Raw genomic sequence first — 18,147 nt, 5'->3', positions numbered from 1 at the left:
ATGGGATCTATTCGCCCGCACTACTTCGCCCGCACTCAGCTGGCCATCCTGCTGTCATCCACTGCTTTTGTTGCGGCACCGCTTTGCGCCCAGCAAGGTGGAAATACCGTGGCAGTGAATTTGCTCCTCCCTCCTGCCTTCCAGGCTGCGGAAGGAGCTCCTCCGCTGGGTGATGCCCCTCCGAACCTCCGTCCACCTGAGTTCGAGACCATTCAGCCACTGCCGCCCACGGCACAGCCTGCTGCACCTGTTCCGGCGCCTGCCGTTCCCGTTACCCCGGTTCCTGCCCCTGTTCAGGGCGTCCCGACCCAGGTGCCAGCCCCGGCCCCTGCTCCGGTAGCGCCGCCGACATTTACGCCGGCTCCGACTCCCGCTCCAGAGATGGTTCCCGTGGTGCCAGCGCCTTCCGTGGCCCCGTTGGATCCGCAAGTGCCGCCTGCGATGCCGGTGCAGAGTGCGACCAAAGATCCGGCTCCCTATCAAGCCAGAAAGGCTCCTCAAGCTGCCCCCGCCGAAGTCAACACCGCCCGTGAGACCATGGTCAACACGCAGGCGGATTCTTATTATGAGACGGCTCCGGCCGTCCAGGCCCGTCCAATGGGCCGACGTTCGTCAGGAGCGGGCCGCGTGATCGGCCAGCGCTATGAAGTGCCTCAAGCCCTGAGCCAGTCCCGGGTGGATAGCCCGTTGCGACCCATTCCTGAAAACTCTGCCCCGCCATCGCAGGGTGGTTATTTCCCGACCCAGGCCGAGTCTCCGATTCTCGCTGGCGGGAATGCGGACTATCCCCGTGCCAAGGGTGACCGCGGCTACTGGGCTTATTCTGGTCTCTGGCCGGTGCGTTCAGCTCCAGACAACTATTACCAGCGCAATGGGGCGTTCTACGACCGGTTGGAGCGGGGTCTTCGCACGGTGATGCCGGGCAACAACGCGCTTTATCATTCACCAGATCCAGATTTCCTGACGGTCGATCTGGACTACGGCTTTGGAATCTTCTCGGAAGACATCGCGGCGGATCGCGTGATGCTGAAGCTTGGCCCGTTGTACCTTGATTTCTTGGGCGTGTCCGCGTCCATGTTGTACACGGACTACTCCGGTGACGCCCCGTTGCCAGAGGGAGTGGACAATGATGGCTGGATCAGCATCATCGGCATTCCCATTCGTGCCGCCTTGCGGATCACCGACCAGATTTACATCACTTCCTCCATGTTCTTCTACTTCCTGCCCGGGGAAGGGGAGGTTGGGTTTTCCACAGGGATCGGTTCCGGCTGGGCTTTGGGCACGAACGCCCGGCTCAACGTGGAGTGGGAGAATGGCCCCTGGATGTTCCGTCTGTATGACTACTTCGGTGTCTCCAACTCCCTTGCCGACTTCTATGAAGGTTGGGAAGTGGGTGAGGTGGATGCCGTCGGACGCTATCGCTTCGGTTCTGAGATCCTCGACAGCACGTCCCGTAGCGAATCCTTCTGGGATCCCCGCTTTGGCGGCTACCGCAATGACATTGGATTTGAGTTCCAGCGTCCCTTCCAGAACGAGTGGTGGCTCCTGGGCAACGTGATTCATTCCGACTACTGGGCACAAGCGGATCTGGATGACCACAACGACGCAGATCAGTTCAGCCTCATGTACAGCTACATGGGAGACGACTGGATGTTCGCCCCGAGCTTTGGTTATCAAGGGGTCACCCCGGATCACTTCGACACCATGTCCCACCAGGTGTTTGCCCGTGTCACAGGGCGCGTGACCGAGTACCTTTCCATGTACGGTCAGGTCGGTTACTTCTGGCAGAACGGTGAAAACGCCAGCGAGGACGGTTCCTTCACGTGGGATGTGGGGGTGAGCCACGACCTTACGCAGTACACCCGCCACTCTCTGTCTGGTGGGCAGGTTTACACCCTTTCCGAGCAGCTTGACGAATACCTCGGCCAATACGTCCGCTACACCATCAACCACTCGGTCAATGAGCGCCTCCGTCTCGGAGCCTACGGCCAGTATCAAGACTCCCGTCGTCTTGGGGATGGCGCGGAATTCCAGGGCTGGACCCTCGGAGCTCAGGCTGGCTACAGCCTGGGTGATGACACAGGGATCACCGCCGGGATCACCTATCAGAACAACGAAGCTGCCAAGGAAGGCACTACGGATGAGGAAATCTGGATCTACTACGCTACGATCCAGCGTCCTCTACTGGCTCGCTTGAACGGCAACGTCACCTACCAGTATCTGGATCAGCGGGGTGCGAAGGGCAGTAATGTGAAAGAACATTTGTTAATCATGGGCGTGAACTACGTGTACTGATCCGGCTCCCACATCCTTGGATTCAATCCTCCTCCGAAGCTTAACCACCTCTGCCATGAAACTATCAACCAAGGCCATCTGCTCCTTCGCGGCCCTGACCGTCACGATCTCCACTCTGTTGAGTGGCGAGCCTCAAAGTGGTGGTGGGATCTCGAACCGGAACAAAGGAACCGAAACCAAGCAGGATCTTCCTGGCGACTTTCATTCCTACTACGGTCAGAAGCTCAACCGCTATCGTGACCTGAATCGTCGCATCGCCCGTATCGACCTGGATGCAGACCTCAACTATGACGGCTCCATCCGCCAGGGGGATGCACAGGACCAGGGCGGCTTTGAGCAAACTCCTCCAGGGTTGATTCTCGGGGAAGGGGAAATGTCGAAGATCGTCATCGAAGTGAAGCCCTATCGCATTGACTTTGAAGGTGATGTGGTGGTGGGGCTCGAAGTTTGCGGCATCAATCGTGCGGCAGAGTCGGGCGAGTTTGGTTCCTTCGAAGAAGAGCAGCAGTCTGTGGGTCGCGTTCGCGTTTGGCGTGATGCCGCCCGCACGGAGCTTTTGCTCGACTCGGCCAATCCTCAAATGCGTCTCATCGAGTTTGCAATCAGCGCCGAGCGCTATCCTGCCAACCTTCCGAGCATCATTCCCCGGTTCGTGTATGTGGAAGGCGTGAAGCCCTCCGGTGCCTATCTCGGTGACGTTCGGATTCTGGGAACGGTAGCCCACCGCGGCAAAGGGGATCCCACCCGTGGCGTGGATACTCCCAGCCCGCCGCTCAAACTCTTCCGCACTGCCTTCGATCACATCCTGATCACTGTGCAAGAAGAGCCAGTTCGCAAAGATTTCGTTAACAACAACGCCGAAGGGGTTTGGGTCAGCCCAGCCTCCCGCTCGACGAAGTAATCTTCGCACCGGAGTTTCCAGATTTGATGCTCAACGGTTAGCTAGTGCAAGTGTTGCATTTTTGATCCGGAGGGCGACTTTCGCGACCGCCAGGTTATTGGCGGTCGCTTCAAATTTAGGCCACGTGATAGTTTTGACAGTACTCCTGTGACTGGCATCGAGATTTCACCCAAAGGTTCCCAGGCCCCAGTAATTAAATGTCGAAAACCGTTCTGATGCTCCGCCCCCAGCCCAACCTCTCCTCACCCGGAAAACCCGCTGAATTTAGTAGAGCAGCACGATGCACCGCCGGTCTGCTGGCGTTTCTGATCGCGGGGCTGGTCTCTTGCAAGACCAAGCCGGCTCTCGACACTCCTCCGTTCGACCCGTATTCGGCTCCAAGAGCCCAAGCTCCTACGGATCCCAAGAACATCCCCATCCGCCCTGGTGAGTCCGTGGACATTTATGTCCTGGAGGATGCCACGCTTAATGGTGGCTACACCGTGCGTGCCGAGGGGCACATCATCTTCCCCACTATGGGGAGAATTCAGCTGGCCGGGTTGACGCCCTCCCAGGCAGAGGCACGGATGAAGGAGCTTCTGGAGAGTCAGAAACTGCGGGTGGCCACTGTCATCCTTGACCGGACTTCCATGGTGGGTGGTAGCCAGTCCAGTGCCACGACGCAACAGATGCTGGTGTACATCACTGGCAAAGTGGCCCGCCCTGGGCAGCACAACCTTACGGTGGAGATTGGTAAAACCATGGGGGTCTATGAAGCCATTCTGATCTCCGGTGGATTCGCCCGTTTCTCCAACGAAGCCAAGGCTTATGTTTTGCGCCAGGCGGCTCCGTCCCAGCCCAAGAAGAAGATGCCCATTGATCTGAAGGCTGTGGCAGATGGCAAGCTTCCAGACATTCCCATTCGAACGGGGGATATTGTGGTAGTGCCAGAAAAAGTATTCGGATTCTAGAGACTCAAGCCGCTTCTTGGGACTCCCTTTCCAAGCCGGCCCATCCATCCTTTCAGAGACGCGACATGCAGACCAGCAACCAGAAAGCCCTGCCGGTGGGGCTGAATATTCTTACTCAGGTTTTAGGCTATCTCAAATACGGCCGCCTGATGGTGTTGCTGATGATTTTGGGGTGCCTGCTTGGGGTCTGCTATTTCATGTTCACCCCCTCGGTTTATTACTCCCGAGGGCTGATCGACATGAAGTTCTTCGCGCTGCCCATCACCTCGGACAGCATTGAGGCGATCAGTCAGGCTCGCGCCCAGCGCAATGTCGCGGGGCAGCTCAGTTCCCGTCAGATGCTGGCTTGGACGGCTCACCGTCTTGGCATTGGTCAGTCCACGGACAGCTATGAGAAGCTGCGTGATGGTCCGCTCCGCAAGGTGTCGGTGGGTATTCTCGACTTTGCCACCCTGCAGGTGGATGTGTATTCGCCCCACCCTTGGGTGGTTCGTGAGTTCCCCAAGGCTCTTGTTGACCAATATGAATCCTACTACCGCGAGCAGCGCCTCGCGTGGATGGACGTGGCGGTGAAGAAGTATCAGGATGAGCTGGTGCTGCTCAAGCAGAAGATTGACGCCAAGCTCAAGGGCCAGGTGGACTTCGAGCGGACGAATGCCATCACGGAACTGATGATTGAACAGAATGCCCTGGCCCAGGTGCCGGTGGATCTGCTCCGTGCGCAGCACAAGCTCCGCAAATACGATGACGTGCGCAGCGTCATCACTGCTCGCCGGGCGGTCGGACTCGATCCTTTGGAAGAACTTTCCATCCTTGAGAACTCCAAAAGCATCGCCACGGAAAAGAGCACCGTCGGCCAGGTGCTGCCTGCTACGGGCGACATGAAGGATGCCCTGACTCATCCCGCCCTGGCTTTTGGTCTGCCCTCCGCACAACAGGTGGTGGTGCAGCCCTCGATGATGGAAGGCCTGCGCCCCTGGCAGCAGCTTGAGCGTGACAAACGCACGGTAGAAAAGGACGTCGAAGAAGCTTCCCGAACCTACCTGGAAGATCACGATGTGATGAAAAAACTGCGGGAGAAACTCCGGCTCATCAACGAGAGCCTGACCGCAGAATTGGACGTGGAGCGCAAGCGCTTCGACGTGGACTACCGTCGTGTGCAGCAGGAGATTGTACAACTGGAGACCAAGATTCCCGAGTACGCCAAGTCCACGGAGAAGCTGAACAAACTTCGTCAGGAGTACACGCTGGGCCAGGAAGGGGATCTTGCCTGGAGCAAAGCCTACACCGATCTCTCCAAGCTGGTGACCACCATGGAGTTTGGCGTGGACAAAGAGCGCGTCGACATCCGGTTCAGAGAGTTCACCACACTGCGTGATGACAACCCCGTAAGTCCGACCAAGTCCAAGCTGGCCATGATGGCGCTGGTTCTTGCCGTGGGGTTGGGCTTGGGCGTGCCCTTTGCCCTGGAGCAGTTGAACGACCAGTTTACGAGTCTCGAGGCGTTTGAGAAGGCGACCGGGATCAAAGGCATCGGTGTGGTGCCCAAATCCACCCCGGAGATCCTGGAAAACATCACCCGACCGGTGGAGGATGAATCCAAGAAGCCCAACAACGTTCTGGAGTGCTACCGGGTGATCCGGGCCCACCTCGCCTTGCAGGCGGGGAACAAAGAAGGTGCCAAGGTGATCATGCTCACCAGCTCCCGGCCGAGCGAAGGCAAGACCACGACGTGCGCAAACCTGGCCTGGGCGTTCCAGTCTTCGGGAGCGCGAGTGCTTCTCGTGGACCTCGACTTCCGCCGCGGCCGTGTGCACCGTCTCTTCAGAGAAACTCGTGGTCCCGGCCTTTGCCAGGCGCTGACGGGTGAGATGACGTTGGAGGAAATGAAGCGTCACACACCGCTTCCTCTTTTGGACTACTATTCCCGTGGCGACACCGTGGCGGGCTCATCGGAACTGCTCTGCCGTCTTGGCCTTGAGCAGGCGATCGAGGAGTGGAAACACGACTACGACTGGATCTTGCTGGATACCCCTCCTGTATTGGGATTGAGCGAGACCACCTCCCTGCAACGGGTGGCTGATGGGGTTGTCTTGGTGGTGAAATCAGAGATCACCCACCGCCGCGACGTGATCGAGGCCATCGGTCACATCCAGAAAGCCGGGGCCAAGCTCTATGGCGTTGTGCTCAACAGCGTGGACCTTTCCAAGATCTCAAACTACTACAACTACTACTACTCGTCGGCGCACTACTACCAGATGTTCGATGACGAAGAAGAGGGGCTGTCGCAGCCTCAGACCCGTAACGCTGGCAAGCCCAAGGTGCGGATCTCCAGCACTTCGTTGAAGTAGTTTCCTGATTCAGCCCCCTCCAGATGTGGAGGGGAGGATTGGATCCTCAATCTTCCAGGCCCCTGTCACCTCACGGTGCAGGGGCTTTGTACAGGTAGTCACGGTAGCGCTCCGGATCTCCTTCGTGCCCGTCCTCCGCAGCGTGCAGCATGTTGATCATCTCCCGGCTGGTCACGTGGTGAAGCTGGACTTTGCTTCCATTGGGCAACTGATGTTTGGCGGCGGAGTGGAAGGCTTCGGCAGGCGATCCCAGCAGCGTGTGGTAGTTGCGCGGGATGCCGCCATGGGTGTGCAGCTTGACGAAGATCCAGGGGGCACCTTCTACGACGCTGGGGCATAGCTCCAGCCAGAGCTGCCAGCGCCCCGCGGTCCAGGGATTTGCGCCGGAGATCTCAGCATTCTCCACGCGGGGGATGAGGTTCCACTTCCGTCGGTCCCAGTTGAGCCCCAGCGGCCCTTGCACCAGAAGCAGGTGATCCTCGCGATCACGCAGTGGCGCGGTGGTGCCTTTCTTCACCGCTGTGCCGGTGTCATGTGAGTTCGCTGCCGGCGTGTCTTGAGCGTAGTAGAGGGAGTTGATGGTGCGCGTCTGCGTGAAGTGCGGCGCGGAAGGCATCGTGAAATCGGCATAGCAGCCCTTGCGCCGCAGAATGCCTAGTTCGTCGGATACGCCGCAGTTGCGTCCGTCCGCGTCGCCGCAGTTGTCGAGCGCCCAGTTGCCGTGAATGAATCCAAAGCGGACTCGACCGTCTCGATCTGTTCCCAGGCAACCCATCCGACGAAGGTCGGCGATGCCAGCATCGAGTTTTTCCTCGAGGCCTGCCGCAGTGTCATGGTGATGGTGCAAGTGCACCTCCACTTCGCTGCCCGTTCGGCGGCAGAGGTCGGCCAGGTTGCCGACGATTTCCTCGTGATGCTGCTCCACGGGATAAAAGAAGGTGTGCTTGTAGCCGACTCCCGCGGCATCCCGGTAGCGTTCGGCGAGGTCTGGCAGGCGGGTGTTCCAGTCCGCCATGGCACGGCGCGCTCCTTCCAGATCCGTGTCATGAAACGGCTCAAAATGATCGCAGACCGCGAGCATCACGTGCCACGTCTCATGCTCCTGCCAGCGACGACGGGTGCGATTGAGATAGGGGATGAGCCAGCGGTCAAATGCTCTCAGCATGGAACAAGGTCACGGAGTGGGTGGAGGGGAGCGGCGGGCCGGAGGCTGACGCCACAGCCGGTTGGGGTCCTTCAGGGAAGCGAGCCAGGCAAACAGTGCGCGAAGATTGGCGGTCTGGAGCAGGAGGAAACCAGCGGGAATAGAGAGCGCCTTGTGTTTGATGCCCGGGAAAAGCATGCCTGCAACGGCGAGGGCATAACACAGCACTTGGCCTGCGAACGCCGCGACAAACAGCGGATGGTGAATGAGGATGGCTGTGACCACGAGTAGCAATCCCAGCATCCAGGGTACGGCGAGCCGGAGGTACTTGTGCGAGATGACCTGCCACCAGATGGGGCATCGTCCGGGTAACAGCCAAGCGGGGTGACGCAACAGCATCTGGTAGTTGCCCGCCAACGTGCGAAGCTTGCGGCGGCTCTCCACTTCAGGATCGAGGGTTTGCGGATCGAAAGCCTGGGCGGCCGGATTGAACAAGACCCGTTTGCCCTGCATCACTGCCTGCATGGGGAGCACCACATCATCGAGGAGCGTATCCGCAGGCAGGGGGAGATAGAGATCCCGGCGCAAGACATAGATGGCTCCGGTGCAGCCCACCACGGAGTTGTATTGCCCCTCCCATTCGCGGAGCTTCTTCTCCAGTTTCCAATAGAGATCCACGCCCTGGCCGCCTCCTGCCTCGGAGCCTGCGATCTCCAGTGAGCCCGACACGGCACCGATTTCTGGATCGGAAAAAGGAGCTGCGAGGTGTTGAATGGCGTCCTGGGCAAAGGTCTGGCGGGCATCGCAGAATACGAGAAGGTCGCCTGTGGCCACGCTCGCAGCGGCATTGAGCCCAGCCGGTTTTCCGGACTTCGTCGGCTGCTCCAGGACTTTGACCAGAGGGCTCACTTTACGGGCCACCTCCGACGTCTGGTCCGTGCAGCCATCGCACACCACGATGAATTCCACCGGACCGGGCCAGGTCAGAGAGGCGAGATTTTGCAGGCGCGGCTCGATGCGGGCAGCCTCATTGTGCACGCAGAGCAGCACGGAAAATGTGGGGGGCGATCCCGAGTTGTCCGGCTTGAGAGGGCGGGAAAACTTCCGTGCCAGCATGGCCATGAGCACCGGATAGCCCACGTGGACATAGGCCAGCATGAGCACGAGTCCGGCAAAGACAGCCATGGCCAGCGGATCGCTCATGGACGGCAAGAGGTGGATCTAAGGCTTCTGAAACACCAGCAAATACTGGCCGCCCAGCGGCAGGCCGGAGAGCGCGGGTTCGGTGGGGCGCAGGAAGGCCAGGGATGAAGGGTAGATGAAGTAATAGGTCCGGTCGAGGAACGTGAGCCCGCCTGCGGAAACCAGCTTTCTGGCCTCCAGCGGCCATAGCATGATGGCGTCCCGGTCAAAGGGGACCAGGTGCATCAGCAGGCGCACGATGGGGTTCCACGGGTTGTTTTCCCAAAACGCAAACACCCCGCCAGGCTTGAGAATACGGACGATCTCCTGGACGCATCCGGCGCGTTCCACGGGCGGGATGTGATGGAACACCCCGTTGCAGAAGGCCATGTCCATGGAATTGGACGGGATGCCGGCCAGATCGTGGGTGAAGGAGATGCGGGCAGAGCCCGACCCTCCATGCTGACCGTGCGTACGCGTCGCTTCAGTGACCGACTCCGTGGAGGGGTCAAAGCCGAGGTATTCGTTGATCCCTAGAACTGAAGTAAGCTGGGGGGCGGAGGTGCCGGTGCCGCAGCCGTAGTCCAGGCAGATCTTGGGCTGGCCGAGCTTGAGGTGGGCCAGGCGCTGTTGCAGCCAGCGCACGCGTCCTTCCGCATAGTACTCCTTTTTCTCACCGGTGAACTTCAGCCCCTTGTTGAGGGCGGCATCATAGTCACCGGCAAACTCGTCGAACTCCTCCTGGCGGGCTTTGGCTGGGGACGGTTCGGGAGGCATGGAGAAGGGGAACTCAGTTGGGTCGTGGTCGGGCCTAGCTGTACGGCGGAACGGGCAGGATCACAAGTTGTCCCAGTACCACTCCAGCGCCTCGCCCAGACCGTCCGCGACGGAGTGGGTGGGCTCGTAGCCCAGCAACCGCTGGGCCTTGGAAATGTCTGCCATGGAGTGCTGGATGTCGCCAGCGCGGAACTCGCGATAGGTCGGGGTCAGGCCGGCCAGCTCTGGGGCGCGGTGGGCCACGGCGTCTCTCAGCGCGTCAAAGAGCTCGGTCAGGGTGGTGCGTCCGCCCAGACCGACGTTGAAGGATTCGCACTGCAGGTCAGGATGTTCTGCCGTCGCGGCCAGGATGTTGGCCTGCACCACGTTCGCCACATAACAAAAGTCGCGAGTGGTGCTGCCGTCGCCATTGATGAAGACTGGCTCCTGTTTGCGCAGCAGGGAAATCCAAAGAGGGATCACCGCCGCGTAGGCTCCGTGGGGATCCTGGCGGGGGCCGAAGATGTTGAAATAGCGCAGACCCACGCTTTCCAGGCCATGGCATTTCTGGAATGTCGCGGCGTACACTTCGTCCATGTACTTGCTCGCCGCATACGGAGAGAGGGGCGTGCCGATGCTGTCTTCCCGCTTTGGCAACACGGGGTCATCGCCGTACACGGAGCTGCTGGAGGCGTACACCACCCGCTTCAGACCGTGCTGGCGGGCGCTGATGAGCAGGTTCAGGAAACCAGTCACGTTGGCGTCATGAACCTCGCGTGGCTTTTCGATCGAGAGCGGCACCGAGCCGATGCCGGCCTGGTGCAGCACGTGATCGGCTCCTTCCAGGATGTGAAGGCAGTCATCCAGCAGCCGCACATCGCGTTCGGCGAAGGTGAAGCGACTCCAGCCCTCCTCACCCACCGCTTGCTGCACTTGTTCCAGGTTGTGAAGTTTGCCCGTGGCCAGATTGTCCACTCCCACGACGGTCTGGCCGGTGCGGAGGAGTTTTTCGACAAGATGCGAGCCGATGAATCCGGCGGCCCCGGTCACCACCCAGCGACGGGGCTTGGCTTCAAGGGTGGAGAGAACGCTCTGGTACCGGCTCATTTGCTTGATTGGACTGGGGTTGCAGCGCGCCCTGCTTCGACTTTTGCCGCGTCGCTTGCAAGGATAAATTTGCACATTCGAATATCTCGCGGCATGCATGGCGCGCTTCACATCCGTTCGCACCATGAGCCATTCTGGACCTGAACCTGTTTCCACGCTGCAGACTTTCCCCGAGCCGGCCGCTGGGCGGGGGTGGGGTGTCTGGGCCATGACTTGGGCCGCGTTTTTTTGCGTGGCCCTGTTTCTCCAGTGGCGTGGCGGAGCGCATGGCAGCGATCTGGGCGGAGATCCTGATGAAGCGGCTCACGCTGTCACCAGCCTCATGGTGCGGGATTATCTCCTTCAGGCACCGGGGCAGCATCCTCTGCGGTTCGCGGAGCAATATTATGACCGTTTGCCCAGAGTGGCTTTGGGGCACTATCCGCCGGGCTTCTACGGACTTGCGGGGGTGTGGCTCGGGTTCAAGCCCACACAAGGGGCGCTGCTGATGTTGCAGGCCGTGCTGCTGGCCGCTCTGGGGACGGTGACGGCCCGAGTAGGGGCGAAGCTGGTTGCGCCGTGGGTGGCGGTGGGGGCTGGTTTGCTGGTGATTCTGGCTCCGCCCATCCAGCAGCTTGTGTTGCTGGTGATGTCGGATTTGTTTCTTGCGTTGGCCTGTCTGGTGGCGACGTGGGCCATGGCAGCCTATTTGGAGAGGCCGTCGAAGCGGCTCGCCCTTGGCTTCGGCTTTGCCGCCGCCCTGGCCATCTTGATCAAGGGTTCCGGTCTCATGCTCGCCTTGGTGCCACCTCTGGCGATTGCCATTTCAGGTCAGTGGCGGTTGGTGCTCCGGCCCTCGCTGTGGTTGGCCCCTTTGCCGGTCGTGGTTTTCGCGATGCCGTGGCAGCTCTTTTCTTACAAGTTCACGAAGGAAGGTATGAGTGGACTGCCTGTGACCGAGCACTTTCGGCGTGCTTTCGGCTACTATGGCGATGCCGCCTCGCACTATCTCGGGTACCCAGTGCTGGTCCTGCTGGGGTTGGCCGCACTTGTCATGTTGATGGGTTGGTTGCGATGCCGACGCCCCTCGGCCTATGAATCGACACTGTGGGCATTGCTCTTTGCCGCATTGGTTCTGATCTTCACGGTGCCCGCCGGCATGTCGGCTCGCTACCTTGTGCCTCTGGTGGCTCCGGCGTTCCTGCTGCTGGCGCACAGCTTGTGCGTGTGGAGCCGGGCGATGGCCCTGCGGCCGGTTTGGATCGGCGGAGTGGTTGGCCTTGGGGTCTTGCTCCTTTCGCTGGTGACGACAGGGCAGTGGATGCCGAAGGACAAAAACGTGCACGGTTACACTGCGGCAGTGAATGCCATGGTCGCCACACTGCCTGCACAGGCGAAACCTGTGAGTGATGCGTGGCTGATCTGCTCGGACGCGAGAGGAGAGGGCGCGCTCATTGCCGCCGCCGCGTTTGATGCGCAGGTGCGTCAGCGTCCCAGCCTTCGCGTGTTGCGTTCCACCAAGGAGCTCGCCAGCATGGATTGGCTGGGGCGTGACTACACGCCCGCGTTTGCCACCGAGACGGCCTTGCTGGAGCATCTGACCAAGAAGTCCGTCAGCTATGTGGTGATTGACGAAGGGGTGCCGGGGGCCAACCGCATGCCCTATTATTCCCAGCTCAAACGTGCGCTGGAACAGTCGGGCTCCGACTGGCTGCTCTCTCATTCTCTGCCTGTGGTTCGTGGTCGCGAGCAGGGCACGCTTCTGGTATATCATCGTGAGCATTCTCCTTAATGGAGATGTGCCGAAAGTTTAACTCTATTCTGCATGCGTCCCCGGCTGCTCTTTGTCTCCAATCTTTTTCCCGATACGAAAGAACCGTATCGCGGTCTGGACAACGTGACGCTGCTGCATCATCTGAAGGATCGCTGGGACATCCGGGTGGTGGCCCTGCGGCCCACGCTGAGCGCATGGCGGGGGGCAGGGTTGAAGTTGTTGCCTCGATCCCAGGATGAGGTCTTCCAGCCGCGTTATGTCCCGGTGCCTTACATCCCCAAGGTGGGGGATGCGTGGAACCCCGGGCTGATGTACCGGGCCGTGAAACGGGAGTTGGTGAAGGTGAGGGCAGAGGGGGCTTGGGACGTGTTGCTGGCGAGCTGGCTCTACCCCGACGGTGGGGTCGCCACCCGCGCTGCCGCCTCGGCCGGTACGCCGACGGTGCTGATCGCCCAGGGCTCAGACGTGCACAAGTATCTGAAAGTACCCCGGCGCAAGCAGGCCATTCTGGAGGCCGTGAAGGCGAGCCGTGGTGTCATCACGCGGAGCCGGTCTCTGGCGACACTGCTGGGTGAAGCAGGGGCGGAAAAGTCCAAGCTTCATCCCGTGCACAATGGCGTGGATGTCTCGTTGTTTCATGGGTGCTCCCGAGAAGAAGAGCGAGGCAAGTTGGGACTCAAGGACAAGGTCACGGTGATCCTCTATGTGGGCAATCTCCTGCCGGTGAAAAATCCCGAGCTGCTCCTGCGGGCCTTTGCCCGGTTGCGGGCAGGATGGCAGGGCGCGCCGCTCCAGCTCCGGCTGGCGGGCAAGGGGCCCATGAGGGAAGGGCTGGAAAAGCTGGCGGCTGAGCTGGGAATTTCAGACAGTGTTTATTTCCTTGGTCCCCAGGATGCCGGGCAGATCGCCTCCTGGATGCGGGCGGCGGATGTTCTGTGCATGAGCAGCCACAATGAAGGCCTGCCGAACGTGGTTCTGGAGGCCATGGCGAGTGGCCTGCCCGTGGTGGCGACCGATGTGGGCGGCATTCACGAAATCGTGGATGCCCCGTGGAAAGGCGCGCTGGTGCCGCCGGCGAACGAGGAGGAACTGACCACAGGTCTCCAGCGTGTGCTGGAGGAGGCCCCTGACCGCCAACGCATTGCGGCCTATGGCTCTGGATTGTCCTGGGGTGTCACCGCCGGGGCATGCGACGGGATTCTGCGCGCTGCGTTGGAAAAGTGAAGGGGGCGCAGCCGTGAATCGAGCTAAAGCTCCGCACTGCTTTCAGCATCCATTGCGGACGTAGTCCGGTTGTCCCAACCAGCTGGTGAGCGAAGCGATCGATAGGCAGCTTCCATGACTCAGCCATTGTTCCCCAGGCTCCGCTTTCGCCTGCCCGCAATGAGCCCAAGCATCTCCCGACAATGTCAGCGACGCTCTGCTTGTAGTACAAACAGAGCTTCCCACTTTCGCCAGCTTCAGTCGCTTGACGATGCTTCGCAAAACTCTCACAATCGGCCGATGTCTGAAAAGCCGGAGCCCAGCATTCCGTCCCGCCCCTATGACGATTCTCTTTCAGAGGTCGACCCGGCATCGGCGGCGCCCTTTCCCGAAAATGGGCAGACCTCGATCGAAGCAGAAAGGAAGCGTCTGCAGGAGTTCTACTCGAACTACCCGGCGGTGATGTGGACTGGAATGGCTTCAATGCTCCTCCTGATGGTCGCGTTTGGGGTGATGCTCTGGCACAATTTCGTCACCAGGATGCCCTTTGTGACCGTGCAGAGTTCGCTCGTGGCCTGCGGCGTGGCGGGAGCATTGTTCGCCGCTCTTTCTCGCAAAATGTGCCCAATCGAGATGGAGCAGCATCGGCGAAGGGTGAGGCGTGACATGAACACCCATTTGCTTCTGGCGGGTCTGAATCTGGCGCTGCTGCTTTGGGGGCTCTGGAAACGAGGGGCGCTGAGCTGAGTCAGGCTGGAGGCTTGCCTTTGTGCGGGGATCCGTGTTTGCATGGGGCGAATGTCACGTTCCTTCTTTTTCGCCACCACCGTCCTCTGTCTGCTGTTCTGCTCGTCCTTGCTGCCCGGTCAGACGCCCCAGGTGGGAGAGACCCGGGTCGCCAAGTGGAAGGACGATCGCAAGGCCGCTTTTCTGCTGATGTTTGACGACAGCTGGCCGAGCCACGTGCAGGTGGCTGCGCCGGAGCTTGTGAAGCGGGGGCTCGTCGCCACCTTCTACATCAATCCGGGGAAAGGGGAGTACCTCAAGTTCGCCACCGACTGGCAGGAGAAGCTGTGGAAACAGGGCATGGTTTACGGAAATCACACCATGACCCACAAGGGTGTGAAGGACCTGGAGAATGCGGAGTGGGAGATCGGGGAGTGCGCCCGGATCATCCGGGAGATGGTGCCGGGAAAGGCGGAGCGTCTTGTTTCCTATGGACAGCCCGGGGTGGACAAGGATGCCTGGAACATCACCCCCGCCCAGCTTGAGGAACTGCTGAAGAAGCACCATATGATCGACCGGCCACCCTTCACGGGGCACGGGGCGGTTTATCATCTGAAGACCACCGAGGAGATGCTGGCGCTGGCGGACAAGGCGATCGCGTCAGGCGGCATGGAGTACCTCGTGGTGCATGGCGTGGAGCGCACCACCCCGCGCCTCGGGTATCAAGATTTCTGGCCTCTGCCGCAAGCCGTTTTCTTCCCCTTGCTGGATGCCCTGAAGGAGCGGAGCGATCGTGGCGACCTTTGGATCACGGACCACATCTCGCAGCATCAGTATGAAACGGAACGGAATGCCGCTGTCACCAAGGTGGTGGAGGCGGGTGAGAAGGCCATCAAGCTCCAGCTGACCACCACGGCCGATCCAAAATATTACGACTTGCCGCTCACCTGGGTGACCCGTGTTCCAGCAGGTTGGAAGAAGGTGAAAGTCGTCCACGAGGGCAAAGAACAGAAGGTGTCCGTGCAGCCAGATCACACCGTGCGGTTCGACGCGCTGCCCGATGGCAAACTGCTGCTGTTGCAGCAGGAGGACGGCTAGGGGACGGCTGGTGTGTCGGGGGCGCGACACAAAATGAATTTTTCCCGTATCTCTTTCTGTCGGAATACGTTTAACCTCACGTATGCTCCGACTTCGAGTCACCGGCAACGGCTGTGCAAGCCGCCGGTGGAGCGTCCTCTGGTGTGGATTGGTAGCGGGGGGATTCCTTGCCTCCGCCGCTTTGCTCCCTGCACAGACGCTGGATTTGAAGCGGGTCTTTGACGAGCGCAATCTGCCTCCGGTGCGGGTGCTCATCCAGGAGGGCGAGTATCAGCAGGTGGCCCGGTTGAGCGAGTTGTATATCCAGAACGGTGCGCCTTCTCCGGAATGGTGGATATTGCGATTGGAGGCGCTCAGAGCTTTGGGACGGAAGGACGATGTGCTGCGTGTCGCCAAGGAGGCGGCCCTTGCCCACGGCAATGACTTGAAGACGCTCATGGCCTGCCATGATGCCGTGCTGGCCTACGGCCAAAGGGATGCCGCCGCAGGGTATCTCCAGCAGGTGAATGCCGCCGCAAAGAAACAGTCTGCCAGCCAGCGCACCGCCCAGGATCTGGTGGTGCTAGGGCGTGCTGCCCTCGCTGCCGGGGCGGATCCGCAGAAGGTGGTGGCGCAGTTCTACGTGCCTGCCAAAAAGAAGGACCGCACCCTGCTGGACGCGTATCTGGCGGGTGGGGAACTGGCGCTCCAGAAGTCCGACTTTGCCAAAGCGGCCGATGAATTTCGGGCAGGGCTCAAGGAGCACAGCCAGAACAATGACCTTCGCTACGGTCTGGCACGCGCCTTTCAGTCCTCCGACCGGAAGCAAAGTCTGACGCTGGCCCAACAGGTGGTGGAGAGCAATCCCTCGCACGCCGGGGCGCTGCTGTTGCTTGCGGAGCACTCCATTGGAGCTGAGCAGTTCGCGGAGGCGGACAAGGCCCTAGACGCTGTAACCTCCGTGAATGAGGATCACCCCGAAGCCTGGGCCATGAGATCCGTGCTGGCCACGCTGGTATCCAACCGGGAGAAAGAGGCTGCGAGTGCGAGGAAGCAGGCGCTGGAAGCCTGGGCGCAAAACCCGGAGGTGGACTATGTCATTGGTCGCTGCCTGTCCCGTGCCTATCGCTTCCAGGAGGCCAGCGATCATTTGCGTGAGGCGGTGAAGATGGACCCCAGTCATCTGGAGGCCAAGCTGCAGCTCTGCCACGCCCTCTTCCGCCTCGGCCGTGAGGAGGAGGCCTGGAAGCTAGGCGAGGAGATCCGCAAGGCGGATGCCTACAACGTCCAGGCGTACAACATCGGTCTGCTGGAGGCCGAGATGAAGGGGTTCGCGGTAAGGACAGAGCCGGACTTTGTGCTCAAGATGCCCATGCGGGATGCAGCTATCTACGGCGACCGGGCTCTGCAACTGCTGCGTGAGGCAAAGGAAGTGCTGTGTGCCCGCTATGGACTGGTGCTGGACCATCCGGTGCTGGTGGAGTTCTTCCCCTCGCAGCAGGATTTCGCGATCCGCACCTTTGGCAATCTGGGCGGACAGGGCATCCTGGGGGCGTGCTTCGGCACGGTGGTGACGATGAACAGCCCGGGCAGCGTGGCGGCCAACCGCAGTAACTGGGAGAGCACGCTGTGGCATGAGTTTTGCCATGTGGTGACCCTCACGGTGACGCGGAATCGCATGCCGCGCTGGCTCAGCGAGGGCATCTCCGTGTATGAGGAGCAACGGCGGGATCCGGCCTGGGGCATGCGGATGTCCGGCACCTACCGGAAGATGGTGCTGGATGAGAAGACTTTCACACCGCTGAGCAAAATGAGCGGCGCTTTCCTGAACCCGGAGAGCAGTGATCACCTCATGTTTGCCTACTTTGAGGCGGCGCAGGCGGTGGACTGGATGATCGCCACCTATGGGGAGGCCAAGTTCCAGGGTGTGCTGAAGGATTTGGCAGAGGGGCGGCGGATCAACGAAGCGCTGGATCGTAACATGGCATCCGTGCAAAAGATGGATGCCACCTTTGCCGTTCACCTCAAAGGGAAGGCCCAACAGTTGGGGGCCAAGGCTGACTGGACCGAGCCGGAGAAAGATGCGCTGGATGTGCGGGACGCCTCGGCCATGGCGGCGTGGCTCAAGGATCGGCCCAACAATCTCTGGGGGTTGCGGCAAGCTACGCGCCGCTTGCTTGCCGGGGAGCGCTGGTCGGAGGCGCTGGAGGTCTCACGCAAGTTGATTGCGTTGTTCCCTGAAGACCCTGAGCCAACGAACGGCTATCAATTGGCCGCCCAGGCTTACCGTGGGCTCAAGCAGCCCACTGAGGAGGCTGGCATGTTGCGGGAGTGGATGGGGCGGACGGCGGATGCCTCCCAGGCGAGCTTGCGCCTGATCGAACTGGAGACCGAGGCCCGCCAGTGGCCGGGTGTGCTCGTGGCGGTGAAGCGGCTTTTGGCCATCGATCCCTTCCTAAAACGCCCTCACGAGGCGATGGCGGCGGCTTGTGAAGCGCAGGGGGATTGCGAAGGCGCGGTGGTGGCCCTGAAGCACCTCATGACCTTGGGGCCGGACAATCCTGTGCAGGTGAACTTCGCGCTGGCACGGCTCTTGCAGCCCACGGATGCCAAGGCCGCGCGTCTGCACGTGCTGGATGCTCTGGCGGAGGCTCCCCGCTTTCGTGCCGGTCATGAACTGCTTTTGAAACTTCAGTCTCCTG

General features: G+C 60.6%; 13 protein-coding genes. 9 read left to right on the top strand and 4 right to left on the bottom strand.

The genetic code is table 11. The annotated features are described in order from the left end of the window. The 4 genes from BV034_RS26530 (at position 1) to BV034_RS26515 (ending at position 6,497) form a co-directional block, all read left to right on the top strand. Positions 1-2,295 carry a hypothetical protein gene (locus BV034_RS26530; protein ID WP_265593503.1) on the top strand — a complete coding sequence of 765 codons (2,295 nt, stop codon included), beginning with the start codon at positions 1-3 and terminating at the stop codon, positions 2,293-2,295. A 55-nt stretch (positions 2,296-2,350) separates the two neighbouring features. Then, positions 2,351-3,196 (top strand): hypothetical protein, encoded by an 846-nt coding sequence (locus BV034_RS26525; protein ID WP_050029977.1) that lies wholly within the window; start codon positions 2,351-2,353, stop codon positions 3,194-3,196. Between the two features lie 197 nt (positions 3,197-3,393). Continuing rightward, positions 3,394-4,146 (top strand): polysaccharide biosynthesis/export family protein, encoded by a 753-nt coding sequence (locus BV034_RS26520; protein WP_050029976.1) that lies wholly within the window; start codon positions 3,394-3,396, stop codon positions 4,144-4,146. Between the two features lie 65 nt (positions 4,147-4,211). After that, positions 4,212-6,497, top strand: coding sequence for a polysaccharide biosynthesis tyrosine autokinase (locus BV034_RS26515; protein ID WP_050029975.1), 2,286 nt, complete (start codon positions 4,212-4,214; stop codon positions 6,495-6,497). 70 nt (positions 6,498-6,567) lie between these two features. On the opposite strand, the gene BV034_RS26510 is transcribed toward BV034_RS26515, so the two are convergent. Genes BV034_RS26510 through BV034_RS26495 form a run of 4 tightly spaced genes read right to left on the bottom strand, consistent with a single transcriptional unit; the run spans position 6,568 to position 10,686 of the window. Next, positions 6,568-7,662, bottom strand: coding sequence for a hypothetical protein (locus tag BV034_RS26510; RefSeq protein ID WP_050029974.1), 1,095 nt, complete (start codon positions 7,660-7,662; stop codon positions 6,568-6,570). A 9-nt stretch (positions 7,663-7,671) separates the two neighbouring features. Continuing rightward, complete coding sequence (locus BV034_RS26505; RefSeq protein ID WP_050029973.1) at positions 7,672-8,844, bottom strand: glycosyltransferase family 2 protein; 1,173 nt, start codon at positions 8,842-8,844, stop codon at positions 7,672-7,674. Between the two features lie 18 nt (positions 8,845-8,862). Next, positions 8,863-9,600 carry a class I SAM-dependent methyltransferase gene (locus BV034_RS26500; RefSeq protein ID WP_050029972.1) on the bottom strand — a complete coding sequence of 246 codons (738 nt, stop codon included), beginning with the start codon at positions 9,598-9,600 and terminating at the stop codon, positions 8,863-8,865. A 60-nt stretch (positions 9,601-9,660) separates the two neighbouring features. Further along, positions 9,661-10,686 (bottom strand): SDR family oxidoreductase, encoded by a 1,026-nt coding sequence (locus BV034_RS26495; RefSeq protein ID WP_050029971.1) that lies wholly within the window; start codon positions 10,684-10,686, stop codon positions 9,661-9,663. A 124-nt stretch (positions 10,687-10,810) separates the two neighbouring features. Here BV034_RS26495 and BV034_RS26490 point away from each other — a divergent pair, with 124 nt between their 5' ends. The 5 genes from BV034_RS26490 to BV034_RS26470 form a co-directional block, all read left to right on the top strand. Then, on the top strand, positions 10,811-12,457 hold the full coding sequence (locus BV034_RS26490) for a hypothetical protein (protein WP_265593502.1): 1,647 nt from the start codon (positions 10,811-10,813) through the stop codon (positions 12,455-12,457). A gap of 33 nt (positions 12,458-12,490) precedes the next feature. After that, complete coding sequence (locus BV034_RS26485) at positions 12,491-13,663, top strand: glycosyltransferase (protein WP_050029969.1); 1,173 nt, start codon at positions 12,491-12,493, stop codon at positions 13,661-13,663. A 159-nt stretch (positions 13,664-13,822) separates the two neighbouring features. Beyond that, on the top strand, positions 13,823-14,389 hold the full coding sequence (locus BV034_RS26480; protein WP_265593501.1) for a hypothetical protein: 567 nt from the start codon (positions 13,823-13,825) through the stop codon (positions 14,387-14,389). Positions 14,390-14,440: 51 nt separating this feature from the next. Then, positions 14,441-15,466 carry a polysaccharide deacetylase family protein gene (locus tag BV034_RS26475; RefSeq protein WP_050029967.1) on the top strand — a complete coding sequence of 342 codons (1,026 nt, stop codon included), beginning with the start codon at positions 14,441-14,443 and terminating at the stop codon, positions 15,464-15,466. Positions 15,467-15,548: 82 nt separating this feature from the next. Beyond that, on the top strand, positions 15,549-18,147 hold a 2,599-nt coding region (locus tag BV034_RS26470; RefSeq protein WP_265593500.1), incomplete at its 3' end, for a tetratricopeptide repeat protein.

It is taken from the genome of Verrucomicrobium sp. BvORR034 (assembly GCF_000739635.1).
In the GTDB taxonomy this organism is placed as follows: domain Bacteria; phylum Verrucomicrobiota; class Verrucomicrobiia; order Verrucomicrobiales; family Verrucomicrobiaceae; genus Verrucomicrobium.
The sequence above is the reverse complement of the archived record's forward strand: the minus strand, read 5'-3'. Positions and strand labels throughout refer to the sequence as shown.

Coding starts and splice junctions, on each gene's coding strand:
- BV034_RS26475 (WP_050029967.1), top strand. CDS start 14,441: ATGTCACGTTCCTTCTTTTTCGCCACCACCGTCCTCTGTCTGCTGTTC.
- BV034_RS26525 (WP_050029977.1), top strand. CDS start 2,351: ATGAAACTATCAACCAAGGCCATCTGCTCCTTCGCGGCCCTGACCGTC.
- BV034_RS26510 (WP_050029974.1), bottom strand. CDS start 7,662: ATGCTGAGAGCATTTGACCGCTGGCTCATCCCCTATCTCAATCGCACC.
- BV034_RS26520 (WP_050029976.1), top strand. CDS start 3,394: ATGTCGAAAACCGTTCTGATGCTCCGCCCCCAGCCCAACCTCTCCTCA.
- BV034_RS26530 (WP_265593503.1), top strand. CDS start 1: ATGGGATCTATTCGCCCGCACTACTTCGCCCGCACTCAGCTGGCCATC.
- BV034_RS26505 (WP_050029973.1), bottom strand. CDS start 8,844: ATGAGCGATCCGCTGGCCATGGCTGTCTTTGCCGGACTCGTGCTCATG.
- BV034_RS26495 (WP_050029971.1), bottom strand. CDS start 10,686: ATGAGCCGGTACCAGAGCGTTCTCTCCACCCTTGAAGCCAAGCCCCGT.
- BV034_RS26490 (WP_265593502.1), top strand. CDS start 10,811: ATGAGCCATTCTGGACCTGAACCTGTTTCCACGCTGCAGACTTTCCCC.
- BV034_RS26480 (WP_265593501.1), top strand. CDS start 13,823: ATGAGCCCAAGCATCTCCCGACAATGTCAGCGACGCTCTGCTTGTAGT.
- BV034_RS26485 (WP_050029969.1), top strand. CDS start 12,491: ATGCGTCCCCGGCTGCTCTTTGTCTCCAATCTTTTTCCCGATACGAAA.
- BV034_RS26500 (WP_050029972.1), bottom strand. CDS start 9,600: ATGCCTCCCGAACCGTCCCCAGCCAAAGCCCGCCAGGAGGAGTTCGAC.
- BV034_RS26515 (WP_050029975.1), top strand. CDS start 4,212: ATGCAGACCAGCAACCAGAAAGCCCTGCCGGTGGGGCTGAATATTCTT.